Here is a 21,048-nt window from a genome sequence, read left to right as displayed (position 1 = left end):
CGCGTGTAATGCGTGCGCCGTCAAGCCAAACTTGATAATGGAGTCGCCCTCCCGACACCCCCGGCCGGCCACTCGGGCCGTCCAGCCTCGCAACCTGCCCTATCGATTCAGACCCCGGCCGAGTAACGCCCTCTCCGGCGAGTTGCCCGACTTTTCTGCCGTGGCGCTTCCCCGAAGAGTCGCCGACCGGACGGCACCAGAGACCTCCACCCCTAAGCTGATCTTGGTGGGGGACAGGTTAACGCGGCGCGGCGCAGACCGCCCGTCGAGCCGTGGACAGCACTCGCGCCCCGTCCACAATGTGGACGGGGCGCGGCGGTGAAACCGATGCGTCGAGGTCAGCCAGCGACCCCAAAACCGCTGCTGGGCCAGGCAAACTCGGCTATCGCTCCACCATGGACAGAAATCGTGCCGGCGGGCGTACGGTCGTCCCACCAGACGGTATAGATCCCGCTTGGCAGATCCGGATAGACCGCACTGTGGAACGAGCCGTCCCGCACCCGGCGCTCGCGCACCGCCGAGTGCACCCGCCGATCATCGTCGCGACTGATCTCAATCTCCCGGCCGTGCAGATCACGACCCGTGTAGACGATCAGGGCACCGGTGTCGCCGCCCAGATCGAGGACGACGCTCCCGGTCTCCGACGGCCCGTACGTGTGCTCGTGCATCCGCTCGCCCCCGCGCCGATCAGGACCCCGCCGGCGGGTTGTTGAACCCGTCGTACGGCGTACCCAGGTAGGGGAAGTTTCCGAGGAACGGCGCTGTCACGTCGGCGGCGCTCAGCCCCGGGGTGACAGCGGCGGCCGCCGCGTCCGGTTCGAACGTCTTGTCCACCAGCGGGACGGTGACCCCGGCGATCGCCCGCAACGCGATGCTGACCACGTCGTCACCGACCCGTCGCCCGTTCGGGAACCCGGCCAGGTCCCCGCCGAGCACCCCGAACCGGTCCGGACGCCTGGTCGGCGGGATAGCGGTGTTCAGTCGCAGCATGTCGGCCTGCACGTCGCCGGTGGCGTTGGTGAAGCCGTCGATCAGCCCGGCCGGCACGCCGGTGAGCAGGATCGCCACCAGGTCGGCTCGGGCCTTCTTGGCCTTGGTGAGCTTGTCCAGGTTGGGGAAGACGTCCGGGTAGAGCGCCGGCAGCAACGCGGCCAGCTCCGGCTGCTCGACGAACTGGGCGAACCGCTTGTCCTCCGACGGGGGCAGCGAGTTCCACAGGTCCTTCTTGGACATCGGCACGATGACCTCGTTGAACAGTGGATTTCCCAACCGCGAGACCTGGGTGAACGGGCCGGTGGAGGTGTCCGCCCCACCCCGGTCACCGAGTACCCGCACCTGCCGACGCGACGCCGACGTCCACACCCCGATCACCGACGCCCGGTCGCCGGCGCCGTACCGGTTGGCGCGCCGGCGCACCCGCTCCAGCGGCACCTGCACCGCGATGCTGTGCACGTTCATCCGGTCGGTGGCGTTGACCGGGTCCCCCTCGGCCTTGAAGATCTTCTTCCCGGCGACGTGCAGCTGCTGGAACGGCCGCAACGTGCCGAGGTCGAAGATCGCCCCGAGGTCGACGAAGAACCCGTCGGCGCGCTGCCCGGCGAACACCCGCTCCCCTGTGGAGAGCGAGTAGGTCGCCTGTCGCACCAGGTCGGCGTACTTCGGGGTGGACAGCGGGCCGACGTTGCACGGCGGGCAGGCCAGCTTGTGCGCCAGCCGGTGCTCGCGGCCGTCGGCCACCCGGGTCAGGCTGTAGAACTGCCGCCGGTTCCAGTTCTTGCTGTCCAGCGAATCGATCGGCCCGGTGTTGTAGAGAAAACTGTTCGGGTTGGTGATCTCGGTGGTGAATTCGAACCGGTAGGTGACATCTGGACGACCGTCGCCGTCGTTGTCGATATGGATCTCGTACCGCACGTCGTCGCCGAACTCGAAGAAGTTCGGGCCCCCGGAAGGGAGCTGCAACGGCACATAGTTGGCGATCAACGTGACAGTGTCGCGTTTGTCGGGGCTGACGAACGCGTACAGGTCGGAGCTGTCGGCGACCGGATCCTTGGCTATCTCCGGGGCCTCGCGGTGGGAAGACATGACTGACCAACCTCACTGGGCGGGGACAGGATGGCGGGGCGGAGGGTCGGGTCAGCGCCGGGCGGCGCGCCGCAACCGGTCCGCCAGGCCGCGGTCGCGTACCTCGATCCGCGTCTCACCGACGAAGACGTCCATCGTTCCGGAGTCGGCGTCACGCAGGTGCACGACGATCGGTTCGTCGGCTCGACCGGCCGCGCCGGGGGCGTTCTGCGCGGCCGACAGGCCCGGCACTGTGAGCGCGGCGGCGCCGAGGGTGGCGCTGGCCGCGGCGGTCAACGTCTGCCGGCGGGTCAGTCGCGGCCACTGCCGCTTCCGCTGATCACTGGTCATGCCGCGTGGTACGGCCGGTGGCGGGGAAAGGTTCGACGTCAGGGCCGGGCGTGACCGTACGCAGTCGAACGCTTGCGCGCCGGACGGCCGGCGGCCTTCGCGATGGCCCGCAACTGCTCCTCGGTACGCGCCGACCCGTTGTCGGAACCGGCCATCCTGGAGATCGTCTCCTCCATCAGCGTGCCCCCGAGGTCGTTGCAGCCGCCCTGGAGCATCGCGACTGTGCCCTCGTCGCCGAGCTTCACCCACGAGCACTGGATGTTGTCGATCCGGCCGTGCAGCAGCAACCGGGACATGGCGTGCACCACCCGGTTCTCCCGCCAGGTCGGCCCGGGCCGGGCGATACCCGCCAGATAGATCGGCGCATTGGTGTGCACGAACGGCAGCGCCACGAACTCGGTGAACCCGCCCGTACGGTCCTGCACCCCGGCCAGCACCCGGAAGTGCGCCAGCCACTGCCCGGGATGGTCGACGTGGCCGTACATCATCGTGGAGCTGGACCGGATGCCCAGCTCGTGGGCGGTGCTGACCACCTCGACCCAGGCGGCGGCCGGGAGCTTGCCCTTGGTCAGCACCCAGCGCACGTCGTCGTCGAGGATCTCGGCGGCGGTGCCCGGGATGGTGTCCAGCCCGGCCTCGCGCAGTTGGAGCAACCACTCACGCACCGGCACCCCGGCCTTCGCGGCGGCGGTGACGATCTCCATGGGCGAGAACGCGTGCACGTGCATCTCGGGCACCCGGGCCTTGATGGCGCGCACGATGTCGGCGTACCCGGTGACCGGCATCTTCGGGTCGATGCCACCCTGGAGGCACACCTCGCTGGCACCGGCCGCCCACGCCTGCTCGGCCCGATCCGCGACCTGCTCCACCGAGAGCCGGTACGCGTCGGCGTCCCGCTCACGCTGCGCGAAGGCACAGAACCGGCAGCCCACGTAGCAGACGTTGCTGAAGTTGATGTTGCGGTTGACCACGTAGGTGACGTCGTCGCCGACCGCCGCGCGACGCACGTCGTCGGCGAGGCGGCACAACTCGTCGAGCGCCGGCCCGTCCGCCCCGAACAGCGCCAGCGCGGCGTCGGTGTGCCGGGGGTCGAGCAGCGCCGCCGGGTCGTCGGCGGCCAGCTTGAGCCCGGCCGCCAGGTCACGGTCCGCACCACTCCCGGCCGGTGCCACGGGTACGCCCGCACGGCGCGCGGTCGCCTCCGGGGTGACCTTGCCGGCGACCTCGGACCAGTCGCCGTAGACGCTGTCGAAGTCGCCGCGCCGGTCGTCGGTGCGGCCGGTGGTGTCGATGGTGGCGTGCAGGTCGACCCGCCCGCCGAACACCTCCTCCGGCTCCTGCCACGGTCGTCCCTGCGGCATCGCCGACTCGACCGCCATGCCCGTCGCCGGGTCGGCCAGGGCACCGACGTGCGGCAACAGCCGTGGGTCGAGCCACGGGTCGCCCGCCCGCACGTACTCCGGGTAGATCGTCAGCCGCTCCCGCAGCGTGAACCCGGCCAACTCGGTGTGCCGGGCCAACTCGTCGATCTGCGGCCAGGGCCGCTCCGGGTTGACGTGGTCGGGAGTCAGCGGGGAGACGCCGCCCCAGTCGTCGATGCCGGCGCGCAGCAGCAGGTCGTACTCGCCGGCGATGAGGTTCGGCGGGGCCTGGATCCGGGCCTTCGGGCCGAGCAGCAACCGGGCCACCGCCACAGTGGCGGCCAGGTCGTGCAGCTCCGCGTCCGGCATGCCGCGCATCGCCGTGTCCGGCTTGGCGCGGAAGTTCTGCACGATCACCTCCTGGAGGTGGCCGTACTCCCGGTGGGCACGGCGGATCGCGAAGAGCGCGTCCACCCGCTCCGCCGGGGTCTCCCCGATGCCGATCAGGATGCCGGTGGTGAACGGCACCCCGACCCGGCCCGCGTCCTCGAGCACCCGCAACCGGACCGCCGGCTCCTTGTCCGGTGAGCCGAAGTGCGGGCCACCCGGCTCGGACCAGAGCCGGGTAGCGGTCGTCTCCAGCATCATGCCCATGCTCGGCGCGACCGGCTTGAGCCGTTGCAGCTCCGACCAGGACAGCACCCCGGGGTTGAGGTGCGGCAGCAGACCCGTCTCCTCCAGCACCGCGACCGCGCAGGCGCGCAGGTAGTCCAGGGTCGAGTCGTAGCCGCGTTCGTCCAACCAGGTCCGGGCCGCCGGCCACCGTTCCTCCGGCCGGTCGCCAAGGGTGAACAGCGCCTCCTTGCAACCCTGCGCGGCACCGGCCCGGGCGATCGCGAGGACCTCGTCGCGGTCCAGGAACGGCGCCGGCAGCCGGTGCGGCACTGTGGCGAAGGTGCAGTAGTGGCAGCGGTCCCGGCAGAGCCGGGTCAGCGGGATGAAGACCTTCTTGGAGTACGTGACCACACCCGGCCGCCCGGCGTCCCGCAGCCCGGCGTCGCGGATCCCACCGGCGATCCGGAGCAGTTCGTCGAGCGCGTCTCCGCGGGCGGCGAGCAGCGCGGTCGCCTCGTCGACATCCAGCGCCCGCCCGTTCGCGGCCCGGCCCAGGGCCCGCCGCACGCTCGCATCGCTCGGGCCGGAGTGGGTGCGATCAACCATCCACTCACCCTATGCGCAGTGCGAGCCTGGCCCACCGCCCCCAGCCCCACCGTGGGAAACGGCACTGAACGATCGCGGCAGCGCCGCCAGGCCGTTCACACCTCCCGCAGCTGGCAATCTTGGACACTTTCCGTCAACTCGGAACGGAAAGTGTCCAAGATCTACCGGTGCGGACTCAGCGGGGCTGGTCGGGGTGGTCGTTGGGCTTGATGTGTTGGGTCCGGTCGGTGTCCGGGTCGGTGGGGTGGGAGATGACCTCGGTCGGGTCGGCGGACTGACGCGGAATGGCCTGAGTGGGGTCGGCCGACGGCGGCTGCCCGAACGGCGGCGCGGCCGGGGACGGCGGCGCCGACTGCGGGGCGGGGTTCGCCGGGGGCCCGGACTGCGGGAACGGCGGCGCGGACTGCGGTGCCTGGAACGGCGGCACGGACTGCGGGTGCGGCGGAGCCGACTGCGGTGCCTGGAACGGCGGCGCGGACTGCGGTGCCTGGAACGGCGGCGACGGCTGGCCGTACTGGCCGGCCTGCGGGTAACCACCCGCCTGCGGGTAGCCGCCCGGCTGGCCGGGGGCGGGCCATCCACCCTGCGGCTGGCCGCCGGGCTGACCCGGGGCCGGCCACCCACCCTGCTGCTGCGGCCAGCCCGGCTGCGGCTGGCCGTAGACGCCCGGCTGGGGCTTGGGTCGCGGCACGTAGTAGTGGGCGCGCCAGATGGTGTAGACCACCCAGGCGGCGACCGCGAAGATCACCATCCAGGCGAACCGGGTGAGCACACCGAGCAGCGCGTCGAGCACCTCGGCCTCGGCCAGTCGGCCCACCGTCCAGATCAGCATGGTCAGCGTGCCGAACAGGGCGCTGACCGCGTACTCGACGACAGCTGCCTGCGTGATCAGCTTCGCCTTCGCCAGCACCGGCGAGATGTGCGTGGCCAGCAGCACCGCCAGCAGTGGCAGACCCACCGCCTCCACCCCGATGAACGCGTAGAAGGCGCTGCCCGCCCGGTCGGTGAAGGAGCTGTAGTCGTTCGGGGCGATCAGCCGGAGCAGGCCCACGAAGAGGAACACGGCGTTGGCACCAAGCAGCGCGAGCGCGGCGAGCTCCCGTAGTGGCTTGGTCAGCTGGCGGGCCTGCGACGCGTCGGCGGACGCGGGCTCGGCGGGGCTGGTCACGAGTTCCCCCTCGGGGCATCAACGGACAGGGTGCACGTGAGCCTAGTCTCGCGGGCCACCCACGGATCGGAGGCGTCACGTGCGCGAGGATGGTCGACATGCGCATCGTGGTTCTGGCCGGCGGCATCGGCGGCGCCCGGTTCCTGCTCGGGGTCCGGGCGTACGCCCGTGACGTCGGCGCGGAGGTGACCGCCGTGGTCAACGTCGGCGACGACCTGTGGTTACACGGGTTGAAGATCTGCCCCGACCTGGACAGCGTGATGTACACGCTCGGTGGGGGCGCCGACCCGGAACGGGGCTGGGGTCGGGTCGGCGAGAGTTGGACCGTCAAGCAGGAGTTGGCCGCGTACGGGGCACAGCCGACCTGGTTCGGCCTCGGTGACAAGGACATCGCCACCCACCTGGTCCGCAGCACCATGCTCAACGGCGGTTACCCGTTGAGCGCGGTCACCGAGGCGTTGGCCAGCCGCTGGGAGCCGGGCGTACGCCTGTTGCCGGCGACGGACGACCGTCTGGAGACCCATGCCGTGGTCGACGACGACGAGGGTCAGCGGGCGATCCACTTCCAGGAGTGGTGGGTGCGGTACCGGGCCGACATCCCCACTCAGCGGTTCGTGTTCGTCGGCGCGGAGACGGCGAAGCCGGCACCCGGGGTGCTGGACGCGATCGCCTCGGCCGACCTGGTGCTGATCGCACCGAGCAACCCGGTGGTGAGCGTCGCGCCGGTGCTGGCCGTACCGGGGCTGCGTGAGGCCGTGGCGGACGGCCCGGCGCCGGTGGTGGGTGTCTCCCCGATCATCGGCGGCGCCCCGGTACGGGGGATGGCCGACCGTTGTCTGGCAGTGCTCGGTGTCGAGTGCAGCGCGGCGGGGGTGGGTCGCCTCTACGGCGGCAGGGCCAGCGGCGGTCTGCTCGACGGTTGGCTGGTGGCCGAGGAGGACGCGGGCACTGTTGTGCCCGAGGTGACGGTCCGCGCGGTGCCGCTGCGGATGACCGACGAGGCGGCGACGGCGGCCATGGTCCGCGCCGCGGTGGAGTTGACGTGAGGCTGGAGATTCTGCCGGTGCTCGGCATCGGCCACGTGACCGAGGGCGACGACCTGGCCGCGGTGATCGCGACCGCCGCGCCGTGGCTGCGCAACGGCGACGTGCTGGTGGTGACCAGCAAGATCGTTTCCAAGGCGGAGGGGCGACTGGTCGACGTGCCGGCGGACGGGCCGGAACGGCTGGCCGCACGGGACGACGTCCTGGCCGGTGAGACCGCCCGGGTGGTCGCCAGCCGGGGTGCGACCCGGATCGTGCAGACCCATCACGGCTTCGTGATGGCCTCGGCGGGGATCGACGCGTCGAACGTGGACAAGACCCAGCTGGTGCTGCTGCCTGTCGACCCGGATGCCTCGGCGCGGGCTCTGCGGGACGCGCTGCGGGAACGCTACGACCTGGACCTGGCCGTGATCATCAGCGACACGATGGGTCGGCCCTGGCGCAACGGACTCACCGACGTGGCGCTCGGCGTGGCCGGGATGCCGGCCATCCGCGACCACCGGGGCGAGATCGACCCGTACGGCAACGAGTTGCAGTTGACCCAGATGGCCGTGGTGGACGAGCTGGCGGGCGCCGGCGAGCTGATCAAGGGCAAGTGCGATCAGGTGCCCGTCGCTGTGGTGCGGGGCTACCTGCCCGCCACCGACTCGGACGACGCCGGTGGCGCGCGGGCGCTGATCCGCGACGCGGCACAGGACCTGTTCTCACTCGGTACCGCCGAGGCCCGCGCCGCCGGGCTGTCCGACGCCGCCACCCTGGCCGACGGTCCCGGCCCGACGCCGGCCGACCTGGGCGCGGTGCGACGGGCGATCGACGCGGTCGCCGAGGTGGTCGCCCCCGGCACTGTCTTCACAGTGGTCGACGAGGCCGAGGTACGCGCCGGCCTGGTCGCCGAGATGCCCGGCTGGCCGGACGGCGCCGCCCTGCTGCTCGGCTCGGCCCCGACACCCGTCGAGCCGATCGGGCTGGTCCGCTTCGGCGCCGACCTGCACCGGCTGCGCGCCGCCCTGGCCGCCGAGGGCGTCGGGTCGACCCTGCTGCCGCCACCGCCCGGCAGCCCGGCAAGCGCCGCGCTCGCGCTCTGAAGCCCGGCGAGCGCCGCGCTCGCGCTCTGAAGCCCGGCGAGCGCCCTGAAGCCCAGCGCACGCTCCGAAGCCCGGCGCACGCCGCGGCCCCGCCCGGTGTGGAACGGCCGGGTCACGCGTCAAGCATGGCCCGGCCCAGCGGGGTCAACGTGTGCAGCACGCTGTTGCGTTCGCGGTGGCTGACCAGCAGGCCAGCGTTGCGCAGCACAGTGGCGTGCTGGCTCGCCGCCGCCGGTGAGATGTTGAGCTGGCGGGCGACCTCGCCGGTGGTGCAGCCCTCGTCGCTGGCCTGCAACACCGCCGCCCTGGTTCGGCCCAGCAGCGCGGCGAGTGACTCGCGGGCGGCACCGGACGCGGACCCGCCGCCGGCGTCGGGCGACACCAGCGCGCCCAGCCGGTCCACCGGGTAGACCAGCACCGGTGGCAGCGCCGGGTCGAGCAGTGCGACAGGGGTGGCCGCGCAGAAGAACGACGGCACCAGCAGCAACCCACGGCCGTCCAGGTGCAGCTCCCGGCTGTGCGGATAACTGCGGACCTCCAGCACCCCGCTCTCCCAGCGCATCGCCGGTCGGAGGCTGGTGAGCAGGCCCTCGACACCGCCGTCGAGCAGCGCCCGCGCCCGCCGGGCGCGGTCCGCCGCCACCGCGGCCTGGATCCGACTCCAGTACGGGCTGATCGCCAGGGACCGGTACTGCTCCATCGAGTCGGCCAGGTGGTGCAGCGCCGACGCCTCACCCCGGGCCAGCGCGGCCGCCGAGGAGGGCAGCTGATTCTCGGCGGCCAGCACGCTCAGGTCGCGGTGCAGCAGCTCGGCGGGCGTACGGCGCAGCGCGTCCAGCCCGGCCTCGAAGCCCTCGACGCTGGCGTACGGGGTGAGGAAGTCGGGGAAGTAGCCACGCGGTGGGTTCAACGCGAAGAGCAGGCGGAGTTGCTCCGAGGCGGAGTCCTGGCGCAGATCCCGGGCCACGGTGCGCCGCCAGTTGGCCGTCAACGGGTCGCGGCTGCGGCCGCGCAGCACGTGCAGGCTGAGGACCAGCTCCCAGACCGGGTCCGCCGCCGGCGCCACCCGGGTTCGGAGGATGTCCTCCCCAGAAAAGTGGATCTTCAGCATGGAGCGCTCCCGTGTCGCCGGCAGGGGGATGCCGGATGACCGTTCGACTCTACCTGGCCGGCAGTAATCTCCATCTTTAAGCCTGGACTGAAAAACCTCGACGCCTCCGGGGCCGGTTCGGCATGCTTCCCATGCCCGAACACGGCGCCGCGCGTCCTGGACGCCCGCGCTGCCGGGGCACCGGGACCGGGGAGGCCCCGGTGATCGGACGGCACCACGAGGGTCTGCGGCCCTTGGTCCGCGGAGGTGCCGTCCGGTCATCCGCCCCCCGCGCCGACTCAGCCGACCCAGAGCGCGACCCGATGGTCCTCGTCGGTGACGTAGAACGGTCGCCCGTCCAGCTCCGCCACCCCCTCGACGTGATGGAACGGCGCCAGGTCCGCCACCTCCTCCCCGACGAGCCGACGCTCCTCGCCGGTCTCGCCGGCGGGAAGCCGGAAACGGACGTGCCGGGAGGTGACCTCACCCCCACCCGGGTGGTCGTCGAGCAGGACCGACCCCTTGCCCAGCGCGTCGATCGAGCCGATCACGGCCGCGTACCCGCCGTCCACCGTCGGGGTGATCGCGCGGAAGCCGGTCAGCTGCCCCGGCGGGGTGACCCCGGTCAACACGTACGCCCCCACCGCCCGCGGCCACGTCGGGTCGGCCGTGAACATGCCCGGCACACCGGCCACCTCGACCAGGATCGGCTCACCGGCGTCGGTGACCGGGAAACGCAGCCCGAGCAGCACCGTCCCGGCCGGGGTGAAGGCCGCCGCCTCCACGTTCAACGGCAGGTCGTCCGGGGCCAGCCGACTCACCCAGCTCTTCTCCCGGGCGGTCCCCCGCGCCAGCGTCTCCACGATGAACCGTTCCCGCACCCGCTCCCCCGCCGGCAGGAGGGTGAACGGGGACGCGGCCAGGGCGTCGTTCACCGCCCGGTGCAGTCGGAACGAGTTGCGCACCACGTGCACCGGCACCGGCCCGGTGGCCGCGTCGTCCTCCCGGAACCGGGCCACGAAGGCGCGCCGAGGTCGCAGCGGACCAGCTTTCGAGCCGAAGTGGGAGCCGAAGACGTACACCCAGCCGTCGTGGTGGGCCAGCGCCTCCCCGTCCTCGGTCCGCCCGTTCTCCACACCGGCATCCGCCCGCACGTGCAGGTCCGTCCACTCGCCGTCAACGCGCTCCAGCAGCAGTGCGAGGCAGCGCTCCACCGGCCCCTCGTCCAGCACCGTCCAGAAGCCCCTTCGGGCACCGTACGCGCGCAGCAGCGCCGCCGACCGCACCGGCAACAGATCGCTGGCCTCGTTACCGGCCACCACGAATTCGACGAGTCGCAAGGTCACCGCGCCAGCGTACGGAGCACACGCTCGTACAGTGGCGGGGTGCCTGACATCGTGATCACCAGCCCGAACGGCCAGACGACCGACGCCGAGGCGTACGCGGCGCTGCACGCCGACGCCACAGCGTTGCTGGAGGGCTGGCAGCCCACCAGCCCGGATGCGGCCAGCGCGCGGGACCGGACCCTCGCGCTGCTCACCGCCGGCCCGGTCGCGATGAGCCGGCAACACCGCCCGGGGCACGTCACCGCCAGCGCGTTGGTGCTGGACTCCACCGGCTCCCGGGTGCTGCTCTGCCTGCACGTCAAGTTCGGGCGTTGGGTGCAGCTCGGCGGGCACTGCGAGCCGACCGACCAGACCCTGGTCGCCGCCGCGCTCCGCGAGGCCACCGAGGAGTCCGGAATCGCCGGCCTGCACATCGACCCGGTGCCGATCGACGTGGACGTGCACCAGGTGCAGTGTCAGGGCGGCTCGGCGCACTACGACGTCCGGTTCGCCGTGCTCGCCCCGCCGTCGGCGGTGGAGCAGGTCAGCGACGAGGCCGAGGCGCTGGGCTGGTTCCCGACGGACCAGCTGCCCGAGCCGCTGGCCAGCGGGACCGTGCAACTGGTCGCACCGGCCCTCGCCGCCCTCAGACGTAGCCCTCTTCGCCTCGCTCCTTGAGCTCGTCGACCAGGGACTTGACGTCCTGCGCCCGGTCACGTGGGCAGACCAGCACCGCGTCCGGGGTGTCCACCACGATCAGGTCGCGCAGACCGAGGACGGCCACCAACCGACCCGACTGCGGCACGACCACGAGGTTGCTGCTGTCCCGCAGCAGCACACCCGGCTTGGCCTCCGTGCCGAGCACCACGTTGCCCGCCTCGTCGGCGGGCAGCACGTCGCCGAGGGTGTGGAAGTCACCGACGTCGTTCCAGCCGAAGTCGCCCGGCACCGTCGCGACGCGACCCGCCGTGGCCGCGCCCTCCATGACCGCGTAGTCGACGGAGATCTTCGGCAGGGTCGGCCAGATCGCGCCCAGGACCTCGTCCTGCTCCGGGGTGCCCCAGGCGGCGGCGATCGCCGCGACACCGGCGTGCAGCGCCGGCTGCTGGCGGGCCAGCTCGGCGAGGAAGACGTCGACCCGCCACACGAACATGCTGGCGTTCCACAGGTGCCGGCCCGAACGGACGTACGCCTCGGCGACCTCGGTGGCCGGCTTCTCCTTGAACTCGGCCACCGGCCGCCACGGCACACCCTCGGTCGGATCGCCGGTCTCCAGGTAGCCGTAGCCGGTCTCCGCGCGGGTCGGGGTGATGCCAACGGTCATCAGCATGCCCTGCTCGGCGCCGCGGACCGCCTCCTGGACCGTGCAGACCCAGCTGTCCGGGTCGCGGATCAGGTGGTCGGCCGCGAAGCTGCCCATCACCGCGTTCGGGTCGCGCGCCGCGATCACCGCGGCGGCCAACGCGATCGCCGCGCAGGAATCCCGGGGAGAGGGCTCGACCAGGATGTTCTCCTCCGGCAGCACGGTCAACTGCCGGGCCACCGCCGCGACGTGCGCGGCACCGGTGACCACAAGGGTCCGATCCGGTGTGGTCAGCGGCGCGAGCCGTTCCACTGTCGCCTGGAGCAGCGAGGCGCTGGTGCCGGTCAGTGGATGGAGGAACTTGGGATGGCCAGCGCGGGACAACGGCCACAACCTCGTGCCACTGCCACCTGCCGGAATGACCGCATAGAGCATCCGCACATCATGCCCGACGTACCTGCAGGAAGTGGCACGGGTCACCGGCAGCGGCACTGGCGGTCAGGAGCGGGCGCGACTCCATGCGGCGATGTGCACCTCGGCGCTGGACTCCCAGGTGAACTCCTTGGCCCGGTCGAACCCGGCCTTCGCCAGCGACAACCGCCGCTGCTCGTCGTCGAGCAGGGCGGCCAGGTCGGTGGCGATCTGCTCCGGGTCCTCCGAGGTGTACGCGACCGCGTCGCCGCCCACCTCGGGCAGCGAGAGCCGGGGCGTGGTCAGCACCGGGGCGGCGCACGCCATCGCCTCCAGGATCGGCAGCCCGAACCCCTCGCCGTAGGACGGGTACGCGGCGACCAGGGCACCGCCGAGGAAACCCGGCAGGTCGGCGTAGCGCAGGTAACCGGGACGCAGCAGACGCAGGTGCGACGGGACCTCGGCCACCGCCCGGTCGATGTCTTCGTCGTGCCCCTGCCCACCGGCGATCACCAGGGCCGGCGGGTCGACCCGGTCGGCCACCGCCCGCGCCCACCCACGGATCAGGTTGGGCACGTTCTTCCGCGGCTCCTTGGCCCCGAGGAAGGCGACGTAGCTGCTGTTGCCCAGCCCCAGACGCGCGCGCACCCGGGCCTTCTCCTCCTCGGTGGGAGCGTGGAAGGCAGCCTGGTCGACGCCGTGGTAGGCCACGTCGATGCGGGTCGGGTCGGCGTCGAGCAGCCGGATCAGCTCGTCACGGGTGGCCTTGCTGGGCACGATCACCCGGTTGGCGCGCCGCATCGAGGTCTTGATGGCGCTGCGGAAGAACGTGCGGCGGGACTTGTCGTAGTGCTCCGGCTCGGTGAAGAACGTCGCGTCGTGCACGGTGACAGTGACCGGGCACCCGGCCCGCAGCGGGCAGGTGTAGAAGGGCGAGTGCAGCACCTGCGCGCCGACCTGCTGGGCGAGCAGCGGCAGGCCGGTCTGCTCCCAGGCGAGCCGGGCCGGACGGTGCGCCACGGCGGCCGGGGCGGGGATGATCTCCGCGCCGGGCAGCATGCGGGTGTAACGCTCCAGGTCGGTGCGGAGGCTGACCACTGCCAGCTCCACCCCCGACCCGCACACCTTGCCGAGGGCACCGAGCAGACCGTCGACGTATCGACCGACACCACCACGGTCGGCGGGGACACTCGTGGCGTCGATGAGCACGCGGGGCGGGCGACCGGCGGTCACGGGGCGACTCCTTGTAATGACGGATCTGTGGGGAACAACACTCCGGGGCTCAAGCCTACGCCGGGGCGCGGGGCCGACGCTGACTGCGACCCGACGGTACGCCGACTTGTCATCGTCATCGAGTACGGCCCACAGGGGCGTATCGTTCGCGCCGATGGCCGACAACATTGCCCGGGTGTTCGCCGACGCGATCGCGACCGACCCGACCCGACCGCTGCTCACCTGGTACGACGACGCCACCGGCGACCGCACCGAACTTTCCGGCGCCACCCTGGCCAACTGGGTGGCGAAGACCGCCAACCTTCTCGTCGACGAGGTCGGCCTCGCGCCGGGCACTCCGGCCGGGGTGCTGCTGCCGCCACACTGGCAGACCGCTGCGGTGCTGCTGGGCTGCTGGTCGGCCAAGCTGAGCGTGGTCGACACGCCGGGCGACGTGGGGGTACTCTTCGCCGCCGTCGACCAGTTCGACGAGGCGCAGTCCTGGTCCGCCGACGAGCGGTACGCGCTCGGGCTGGCCCCGCTCGCCGCCCCGCTACGGCAGGTGCCGCCGGGGTTCGCCGACTACGTCGTCGAGGTACGCGGCCACGGCGACCACTTCACGCCGCAGTCCGGCCCGGGCCCCTCCGACGCGCACCTGCTGGGCCGCGCCGAGTCCCGCGCCACCGAGCTGGGCATCCTCCCCGGCGCCCGGGTCCTCATCGACGCCGCCCGGCACCCCGATCCGGTCGACTGGCTGCTGGCCCCGCTGACCCGGGCCGCCACAGTGGTCCTCTGCGGGAGTCTCGACCCGACCCGTCTGGCCAGCCGCCAGGCCACCGAAAAGGTCACCCACACCCTCCCCTGAGCGGGCCGCCCGCCGTGTCCGGTTGGGCGCCCGGCGGCGTCGGGGGCCGATGGGTGTGAGCGCCCTTTGCTCTGCTTCACCGGACGCAACGCTCCGAGACCCAAACTGTTGCGTCTGTTGAAGCAGAGCAAAGGGGTCGCGACAGCCCATGGCCCCGACTCTCGCCATGCCCGGCCCGCGCACCAGCGCGCCGCCACGCGGTTGCTGTCAGGCGGGCGTGCTGTCGGTGGCTCGGCGCTGGGCCAGGGCGACGAAGGCGGTCAGGGACTCGGGGTTGGCCAGGGCGCCCTTGGCCGCCGCCTGGTCCAGCGGGGTGCCGGTGAGGATCTTCTTGACCGGCACCTCCAGCTTCTTCGCCGAGAGGGTACGGGGCACCGAACGCACCTGGTGGATCTCGTCGGGCACGTGCCGGGGTGAGAGCGCCGTCCGCAGTTCACGGCAGATCTTCGCGCGCATCGGGTCGTCCAACTCCAGACCCTCGGCCAGCACCACGAAGAGCAGCAGCTCACCGGCGCCGCCCTCGTCGTCCTCCAGGTGGACGACGACCGAGTCGAGTACCTCGTCGAGCCCTTCCACCACCGAGTAGAACTCGGCGGTGCCCAGGCGTACCCCGCCTCGGTTGAGGGTGGCGTCGGAGCGCCCGGTGATCACGCAGCCACCGCGCTCGTTGATGGTGATCCAGTCACCGTGCCGCCAGACGCCCGGGTAGACGTCGAAGTACGCCTCGCGGTAGCGGGTGCCGTCCGGGTCGTTCCAGAAGCCCACCGGCATGCTCGGCATCGGTTCGGTGATCACCAGTTCGCCCAGCTCGCCGATGACCGGGGTGCCGTCGGCGGAACGGGCCTCCACCTTGGCGCCCAACGCCCGGCAGGCGATCTCACCGGCGTACACCGGCAGCAGCGGCACCCCACCGACGAAACCGGTGCACACGTCGGTGCCACCGGAGAGCGACTGGAGCTGGAGGTGGTCGCCGACGGTCTCGTACACCCAGCGGAAGCCCTCGGCGGGCAGCGGCGCGCCGGTGGAACCCACACCGCGCAGCGCCGACAGGTCGGCGACGTCCCGGGGGACCAACCCGGCCTTGCGGCAGGCCAGCAGGTACGGCGCGGAGGTGCCGAAGTACGTCGTACCGGTCTGCGCCGCCAGCCGCCACAGCCCGCCGAGGTCCGGGTGGCCTGGGTTGCCGTCGAAGAGCACGATGGCCGCGCCCACCGCCGGGCCGGAGACCAGGAAGTTCCACATCATCCAACCGGTGGTGGTGAACCAGAAGAACCGGTCGGCCGGGCCCAGGTCGTGGTGCAGGGCGAGCATCTTCAGGTGCTCCAGCAGGATGCCGCCGTGGCCGTGCACGATCGGCTTGGGCAGCCCGGTGGTGCCCGAGGAGTAGAGCACGTAGAGCGGGTGGTCGAACGGCACCGGCGTGAACGTCGACGGCTCGTCGGTGGGCGCGGCCAGCTCGGCCCAGCTCAACGCGCCCTCGGGCGCGGGGCCGGCCGGGTCGAGGTAGCCGATGCTGACGGTGTGTCGCAGCGACGGCAGGGCGGCCCGGATCGCGGCGACCTCGGCACGCCGGTCCACCGGCTTGTCGCCGTACCGGTAGCCGTCCACGGCGACCAGCACTGTCGGTTCGATCTGCTGCCAGCGGTCGGTGACGCTGCGGGTGCCGAACTCGGGCGCGCAGGACGAGAAGATCGCCCCCAGGCTGGCGGTGGCCAGCAGCAGGACGTACGTCTCGGCGATGTTCGGGGCGTACGCCGCCACCCGGTCACCGGCGGTGACGCCGAGCCGGCGCAGCCCGGCCGACACCCGGCGGACCTGCTCGCGCAGCTCCCCGGCGGTCAGCGTGACCGGCGCTCGGGTCTGCCCGTGTGAGATCACCACCGGGTCGTCGTCGGCCCGCCCCGGCATCCGCAGCACGTTCTCGGCGTAGTTGAGCGTGGCGCCGGGGAACCAGCGGGCGCCGGGCATCCCCCGCTCGGCCAGGGTGGCGGTCGGCGGGGTGTGCGCGATCACCTCGAAGTGGTCCCAGATCGAGCTCCAGAACCCGTCCAGGTCGGTGGTGGACCAGCGCCACAGCGCGTCGTAGTCGGCGAAGTCCAACCCGCGGTGCTCCCGCAGCCAGCGCAGGTAGGCGCCGATCCGGGACCGCTCGCGTACGTCCGCCGGCGGCGCCCACAGCATGTCACCCACTGCTCCACCCTCCCCCTGGCCCGACACGACACTGTGACTGGGCCGTGGCGCCATCTTGCCCTACCTCGAAGCGCCATTCTGCGCACCGGGTAGGCCAACCGACGCGTGCCCGACCCACACTCCACCCCGCCATCTCATGTGGGTCAGCCAGCGCGGTGAGCCTGGATGGCGCGGCGGCGGGCGAGGCGGTGCGCCCGGCGGATCTCCGCCTCCCGGTACCGGCGCTCGTCCTCCGCCGTCTCCGGCAGCACCGGGCGGACCACCCGCGGCGCCCCACCCACGTCCACACCGACGAACACCAGGTACGCGGTGGCCACCCGGACCGGCGCGTCCTCGGCCGAGTCCCACCGCTCGGCGACCACCCGCACACCCACCTCCATGGAGGTCTGGCCGGTCCAGTTGACCTGAGCGTGCGCGTGCACCAGGTCGCCGACCCGGACCGCCTCAGAGAAGACGATCTCGTCGATCGCCGCGGTCACCGCGGTTCCGCCGCTGTGCCGGGCGGCTGCGGCCCCGGCCACGTCGTCGACGAACTTCATCAGAACCCCGCCGTGCACGGTGCCGTAGAGGTTCACGTCCACCGCGGTCATGATCTTGCTGAGAGTGACGCGCGAGTACGACGTCGGCTTGCCGTTCGGAGCGGCGGAGAGGTGCTCAGTCATGGCGAAAACGGTACGGTGCGCGGATGCGACATCTCTGGAGCTTCCTCGCCGGGCTGGTGGTGGCGCCCATCACCTGGGTGCTGGTCACACTCGGGCAGGACGGGTCGAGCCGGACGGTCGACCGCTGGGTGGAGATCGGCACGTTCAACACCGCCAACCTGATCGAGCCGGCCGTCTACCTCGGTGTCGGCGGTGTCCTGCTGGGCCTGCTCGGCACGCTGCGCTTCTCACCGCTGGGCCCGTTGGTGGCCGGTGCGCTGCTGGTCACCCCGTACATCGGGATGTTCGTGGCGCCCTTCTCCGTGCGGGACGCGATCCCGCACGAGTGGAAGGTGTTCGGCGATCCACTGCCGCTGCGGCTGCCCGTGGAGAACGGCACGCTCTTCCTGATCGGCCTGCTGCTGCTGATGGCCACGTTCAGCCAACAGCGTTGGCGGCAGTGGCCGACCCCGGCGACCGAGCCGACCACGGCACCCACCCCCGCGTCGGACGGAGGCCCCCGCGACGACGACTTCACAATGACCGACTGGCCGGCCCCCGCACCCGCCGAGCGCGACACCGCGCCCCTCACTCTGGGTTACCCGGCCGACTCGACACCGACCGACCCGTTGCCCCGCAGGGTGGGTGGCGAGTCACCCTGGTCCGCCCCACCGCGCGGTCAGCCGCGCCCCGAGGACACCACCGAGATCCGCTGATCGTCGGGGCGGGCCGGTGGACCGGCCCGCCCCTTTCGTCCCTTCCGGGCTAGTGCAGCGCGACCGCCAGGTCGCTGTCGACAGTGCCGAGGGTGGCGCGGGGTACGACGAGGAGCATGACGATCAGCGCGGCGGCCATGCCGCCCGCGATGACGATCGCCATCGGTACGCTCCCGGTGCCGAACAGACCGGCCAGTGGCGCCGACACCGCTCCGATGCCGAACTGCACCGCGCCGAGCAGCGCCGCGGCGGTGCCAGCGGCCTCGCTGTGCCGACTCATGGCCAGCGCCGGTGCGTTCGGCAGGGCGAGGCCGGCGGCGGCCAGGACCAGCCACAGGGACGCGAGCAGGGTGCCCAGGCCACCGAAGCCGGTCGCCGCGAACATGACCAGCAGCAGGCCGGCCGCCGTGCCGGCGATCAGGGCGCTGACCAGGATCTGCTGCGGCGTGCAGCGGCGCAGCAGCCGCACGTTGAACTGGGTGGCCCCGATCAGGCCCACCGCCCCGGCCCCGAAGGCGATGCCGAACTGCTGCTCGTCGAGGCCGTACTCCTGCTGGAGCACGAACGACGAACCCGAGACGTACGCGAACAGGGCGGCCATTGCCAGCCCGGCGACCAGCACCAGGCCGACGAACGCCCGGTCGTTGACCAGTCCCCGGTAGTCGCGCACTGTGGCGCGCACCCCACCGTGCCGCCGACGCGCCACCGGAAGGGTCTCCGGGAGCCGGACCGCGGCCACGACGATCAGCAACGCGCCCAGCACCGCCAACGCCGCGAAGACACCCCGCCAGTCGGTCCAGCTCAGCAGGCCACTGCCCAGCGTGGGCGCGAGGATGGGCGCCAGGCCCATGACGAGCATCAGCCGGGAGAAGATCCGGGCGAAGGAGGCCCCGCTGAACAGGTCGCGGACCACTGCCGTCGCGACCACGGTGGCCGCCGCGACGCCGAGCCCCTGGAGTACGCGCAGCCCGCCGAGCACCGCGATGTTGGGCGCGAAGACGCACAGCACGGAGGCCACGATGTGCGCGGCCAACCCGGCCAGCAACGGCACCCGCCGCCCGACCACGTCGGAGAGCGGCCCGATCAGCAACTGGCCCAACGCAAGGCCGACCAGCGTGCCGGTCAGCGTCAACTGCACAGCGGTCTCGGTGGTCTGCAGGCCCGCCGTGATGGCGGGCAGCGCGGGCAGGTACATGTCGATGGTCAACGGGCCGATCGCGATCAACGCGCCCAGCACGAGGACGAGCTGCGCCCGCTGACGGTTGGTCATCAGGTCGCCGGGCAGAACCTCGTGCGCGACGTCGGAATCGGGTCCGGTCTTCTCCACCAGCTGCTTCATCATCTCGATCTCTCTGCGGGTGCGTCGTCACGCGCGGCGGCGCGGGGCGTCACCGGGACCGCGGGGAGCGGCGGCATGGCGTGGGTGCCCGACGGTGGGCATCGTTGGACGTGACGAGGCAGGGGTCGTGGCGGGGGTGGCCGGGTGGGGCGATCATCCGAGGGTGATCCTCTCGCTCGGCAACACCTCCGCGGCGGGCGACGTTCCCGGTGTGGGGGGAGTCACCCCGACCCACCCGGCCGCACCGTGTGTGACCTGAATCACAGAAGAACCAGAACCGGGGTCGGGGTACGCGTCGTCTTGCCTGGTGTGAAACGAAGTCTGGACGGGCTCGACGAGGGTGAACTTCTTCGCCGCGTCGCGCGGGGCGACCGGAGCGCGTTCGACGCGCTGTACCGGCGTACCGCCCCGTGGCTGACCGCGCGACTGCGTCGGCGCTGCGCCGACGAGGACGTGGTGGCCGAGGTGCTGCAGGAGACGTACCTGGCGGTCTGGCGATCGGCCGGCAGCCAGGCACAGTCCTCCGCCTCCGGCAGCGCTGTGGGTTGGTTGTGGACGATCGCCGCGCACCGGCTGATCGACGCGTTCCGCCACCGGGCCCGACGGGAGCGGATCCCTTCGGTGCGGACCTTCGAGACCGTGGCCCCGGCCGCCGAGGACGAGGCGCTGGCCGGCGGGATGGACGCCAACCTGGAGCGGGCCCTGCACGAACTGCCGGCGGAACTCCGCCAGGTGCTGCGCTCGATGGTCCTGGACGGGTTGACCGCGCGGGAGACCGCACTGCTGCTCGGCATGCCGGAGGGGACCGTGAAGACGCGGGCCCGCCGGGCCCGAATCGCCCTCCGGGAGGCGCTGTCATGACCACTCACCCGACGCCCACCCTCATCTCCCAGTACGCCTCCGGCGGCACCGACGTCGACGACACGACCGTCTGGGCGGTCGAGGCGCACCTGGAAACCTGCGCCGCCTGCCGAGCGGTGCTGGCCGACGCCGTCGACCCGGGCACGCGGGACCTGCTGGACCGGGTGGCGGACGACATCGCCACCGGCATCGCCACCGGCCCGGGCCCGGTACGCCGTCACCGGCTGCGACGCACCGGGGTCGCCGCCCGGGTCCTGCCCTGGCTGGTCACCGCCACCGGGCTGATGCTGGCCGCCGCCCTGTTCGAGTGGACGTTCGACAGCCTGCCGTCGCTGGTGCTGCTGGTAGCGCCGGTGGCGCCGCTGCTGCCGGTGGCCGCGGTCTGGAGCCGCCGCCTCGATCCGGCCTGGGAGTTGACAACCACCATGCCCCGCACCGGCCTGGCGCTGCTGATGCGCCGCACGTTGGGGGTGCTGTCGGCTGTCATACCGGTGCTGGCGGTGGCGGGCTGGGTCACCGGCCACTCCCCCGGCCTCTGGTTGCTGCCCGTCCTGGGATTCACCGCCGGCGCATTGGCGCTGGGCACTGTGGTGGGGGTCGACCGGGCCGCACTCGCGTTGACCGTCGCCTGGTCCGCCGGTGTGGTCGTACCGAGCCTCGCCGACGGGCGACTGCCGGCGATCCTGACCGGCGGCAGCCTGCCCTGGTGGGCGCTGGCCACCGTGGCGTTGACGGCCGTCGCGCTGGTTCAGGGCCGGCGCCGGCCGTACGAACCGCACCAGAACCTTCTGCACCGATGACGGCG

The 21,048-nt window shown here is 72.2% G+C and carries 19 protein-coding genes; 7 read left to right on the top strand and 12 right to left on the bottom strand.

What is annotated here, in order from left to right; all coding sequences use genetic code 11:
• Positions 1–338: 338 nt before the first annotated feature.
• The 5 genes from IW249_RS14140 to IW249_RS14120 form a co-directional block, all read right to left on the bottom strand.
• A complete protein-coding gene (locus tag IW249_RS14140) occupies positions 339–668 on the bottom strand; it encodes a phospholipase (protein ID WP_196921190.1) in 330 nt (109 codons plus the stop codon).
• Positions 669–687: 19 nt separating this feature from the next.
• Complete coding sequence (locus tag IW249_RS14135; protein ID WP_196921189.1) at positions 688–2,082, bottom strand: DUF4331 domain-containing protein; 1,395 nt, start codon at positions 2,080–2,082, stop codon at positions 688–690.
• Between the two features lie 51 nt (positions 2,083–2,133).
• Positions 2,134–2,412 (bottom strand): hypothetical protein, encoded by a 279-nt coding sequence (locus IW249_RS14130; RefSeq protein WP_196921188.1) that lies wholly within the window; start codon positions 2,410–2,412, stop codon positions 2,134–2,136.
• 38 nt (positions 2,413–2,450) lie between these two features.
• Positions 2,451–4,994: a bifunctional FO biosynthesis protein CofGH gene (locus IW249_RS14125; RefSeq protein WP_196921186.1), complete on the bottom strand. Its 2,544-nt coding sequence runs from the start codon at positions 4,992–4,994 to the stop codon at positions 2,451–2,453.
• A 175-nt stretch (positions 4,995–5,169) separates the two neighbouring features.
• Positions 5,170–6,162 carry a hypothetical protein gene (locus IW249_RS14120; RefSeq protein WP_196921184.1) on the bottom strand — a complete coding sequence of 331 codons (993 nt, stop codon included), beginning with the start codon at positions 6,160–6,162 and terminating at the stop codon, positions 5,170–5,172.
• Between the two features lie 98 nt (positions 6,163–6,260).
• On the opposite strand from IW249_RS14120, the gene cofD reads away from it, so the two are divergent.
• Together cofD and IW249_RS14110 are read left to right on the top strand one after the other, a co-directional pair.
• The gene (cofD, locus tag IW249_RS14115) at positions 6,261–7,208 is read left to right on the top strand and encodes a 2-phospho-L-lactate transferase (protein ID WP_196921182.1); all 948 of its coding nucleotides are present in this window, start codon (positions 6,261–6,263) and stop codon (positions 7,206–7,208) included.
• Entirely contained in the window at positions 7,205–8,290 is a 1,086-nt protein-coding gene (locus IW249_RS14110) for a coenzyme F420-0:L-glutamate ligase (protein ID WP_196921180.1), read from the top strand. Before cofD ends, IW249_RS14110 begins: the two co-directional genes overlap by 4 nt.
• Before the next feature lie 112 nt (positions 8,291–8,402).
• Here IW249_RS14110 and IW249_RS14105 read toward each other — a convergent pair whose 3' ends face one another.
• Entirely contained in the window at positions 8,403–9,401 is a 999-nt protein-coding gene (locus IW249_RS14105; protein WP_196921178.1) for an ArsR/SmtB family transcription factor, read from the bottom strand.
• A gap of 278 nt (positions 9,402–9,679) precedes the next feature.
• Complete coding sequence (locus tag IW249_RS14100; RefSeq protein WP_196921176.1) at positions 9,680–10,726, bottom strand: hypothetical protein; 1,047 nt, start codon at positions 10,724–10,726, stop codon at positions 9,680–9,682.
• 48 nt (positions 10,727–10,774) lie between these two features.
• Between IW249_RS14100 and IW249_RS14095 the strand changes: the two genes are divergently transcribed.
• Positions 10,775–11,383 carry an NUDIX hydrolase gene (locus IW249_RS14095; RefSeq protein WP_307788814.1) on the top strand — a complete coding sequence of 203 codons (609 nt, stop codon included), beginning with the start codon at positions 10,775–10,777 and terminating at the stop codon, positions 11,381–11,383.
• On the opposite strand, the gene IW249_RS14090 is transcribed toward IW249_RS14095, so the two are convergent.
• A complete protein-coding gene (locus IW249_RS14090; protein ID WP_196921174.1) occupies positions 11,352–12,443 on the bottom strand; it encodes a mannose-1-phosphate guanylyltransferase in 1,092 nt (363 codons plus the stop codon). The genes IW249_RS14095 and IW249_RS14090 overlap by 32 nt on opposite strands.
• Positions 12,444–12,506: 63 nt before the next feature.
• A complete protein-coding gene (locus IW249_RS14085; RefSeq protein WP_196921172.1) occupies positions 12,507–13,652 on the bottom strand; it encodes a glycosyltransferase family 4 protein in 1,146 nt (381 codons plus the stop codon).
• 154 nt (positions 13,653–13,806) lie between these two features.
• Here IW249_RS14085 and IW249_RS14080 point away from each other — a divergent pair, with 154 nt between their 5' ends.
• A complete protein-coding gene (locus IW249_RS14080; RefSeq protein ID WP_196921170.1) occupies positions 13,807–14,496 on the top strand; it encodes a TIGR03089 family protein in 690 nt (229 codons plus the stop codon).
• 207 nt (positions 14,497–14,703) lie between these two features.
• On the opposite strand, the gene IW249_RS14075 is transcribed toward IW249_RS14080, so the two are convergent.
• Together IW249_RS14075 and IW249_RS14070 are read right to left on the bottom strand one after the other, a co-directional pair.
• Entirely contained in the window at positions 14,704–16,686 is a 1,983-nt protein-coding gene (locus IW249_RS14075) for an acetoacetate--CoA ligase (protein ID WP_196921169.1), read from the bottom strand.
• Positions 16,687–16,829: 143 nt separating this feature from the next.
• Positions 16,830–17,348 (bottom strand): acyl-CoA thioesterase, encoded by a 519-nt coding sequence (locus tag IW249_RS14070; protein ID WP_196921167.1) that lies wholly within the window; start codon positions 17,346–17,348, stop codon positions 16,830–16,832.
• Positions 17,349–17,371: 23 nt separating this feature from the next.
• Between IW249_RS14070 and IW249_RS14065 the strand changes: the two genes are divergently transcribed.
• Positions 17,372–18,043: a hypothetical protein gene (locus IW249_RS14065; RefSeq protein ID WP_196921165.1), complete on the top strand. Its 672-nt coding sequence runs from the start codon at positions 17,372–17,374 to the stop codon at positions 18,041–18,043.
• Between the two features lie 49 nt (positions 18,044–18,092).
• Here the strand turns inward: IW249_RS14065 and IW249_RS14060 are convergent, their stop codons facing one another.
• Positions 18,093–19,385: a multidrug effflux MFS transporter gene (locus tag IW249_RS14060; RefSeq protein ID WP_231392525.1), complete on the bottom strand. Its 1,293-nt coding sequence runs from the start codon at positions 19,383–19,385 to the stop codon at positions 18,093–18,095.
• 306 nt (positions 19,386–19,691) lie between these two features.
• Between IW249_RS14060 and IW249_RS14055 the strand changes: the two genes are divergently transcribed.
• On the top strand, positions 19,692–20,243 hold the full coding sequence (locus IW249_RS14055; protein WP_196921164.1) for an RNA polymerase sigma factor: 552 nt from the start codon (positions 19,692–19,694) through the stop codon (positions 20,241–20,243).
• Entirely contained in the window at positions 20,240–21,043 is an 804-nt protein-coding gene (locus IW249_RS14050; protein ID WP_196921161.1) for a cupin domain-containing protein, read from the top strand. The genes IW249_RS14055 and IW249_RS14050 overlap by 4 nt, the downstream gene beginning before the upstream one ends.
• The last annotated feature ends 5 nt before the right edge of the window (positions 21,044–21,048 follow it).

This window comes from Micromonospora vinacea (assembly GCF_015751785.1).
In the GTDB taxonomy this organism is placed as follows: Bacteria; Actinomycetota; Actinomycetes; order Mycobacteriales; family Micromonosporaceae; genus Micromonospora; species Micromonospora vinacea.
This window is presented reverse-complemented; position numbering and strand designations above follow the sequence as displayed.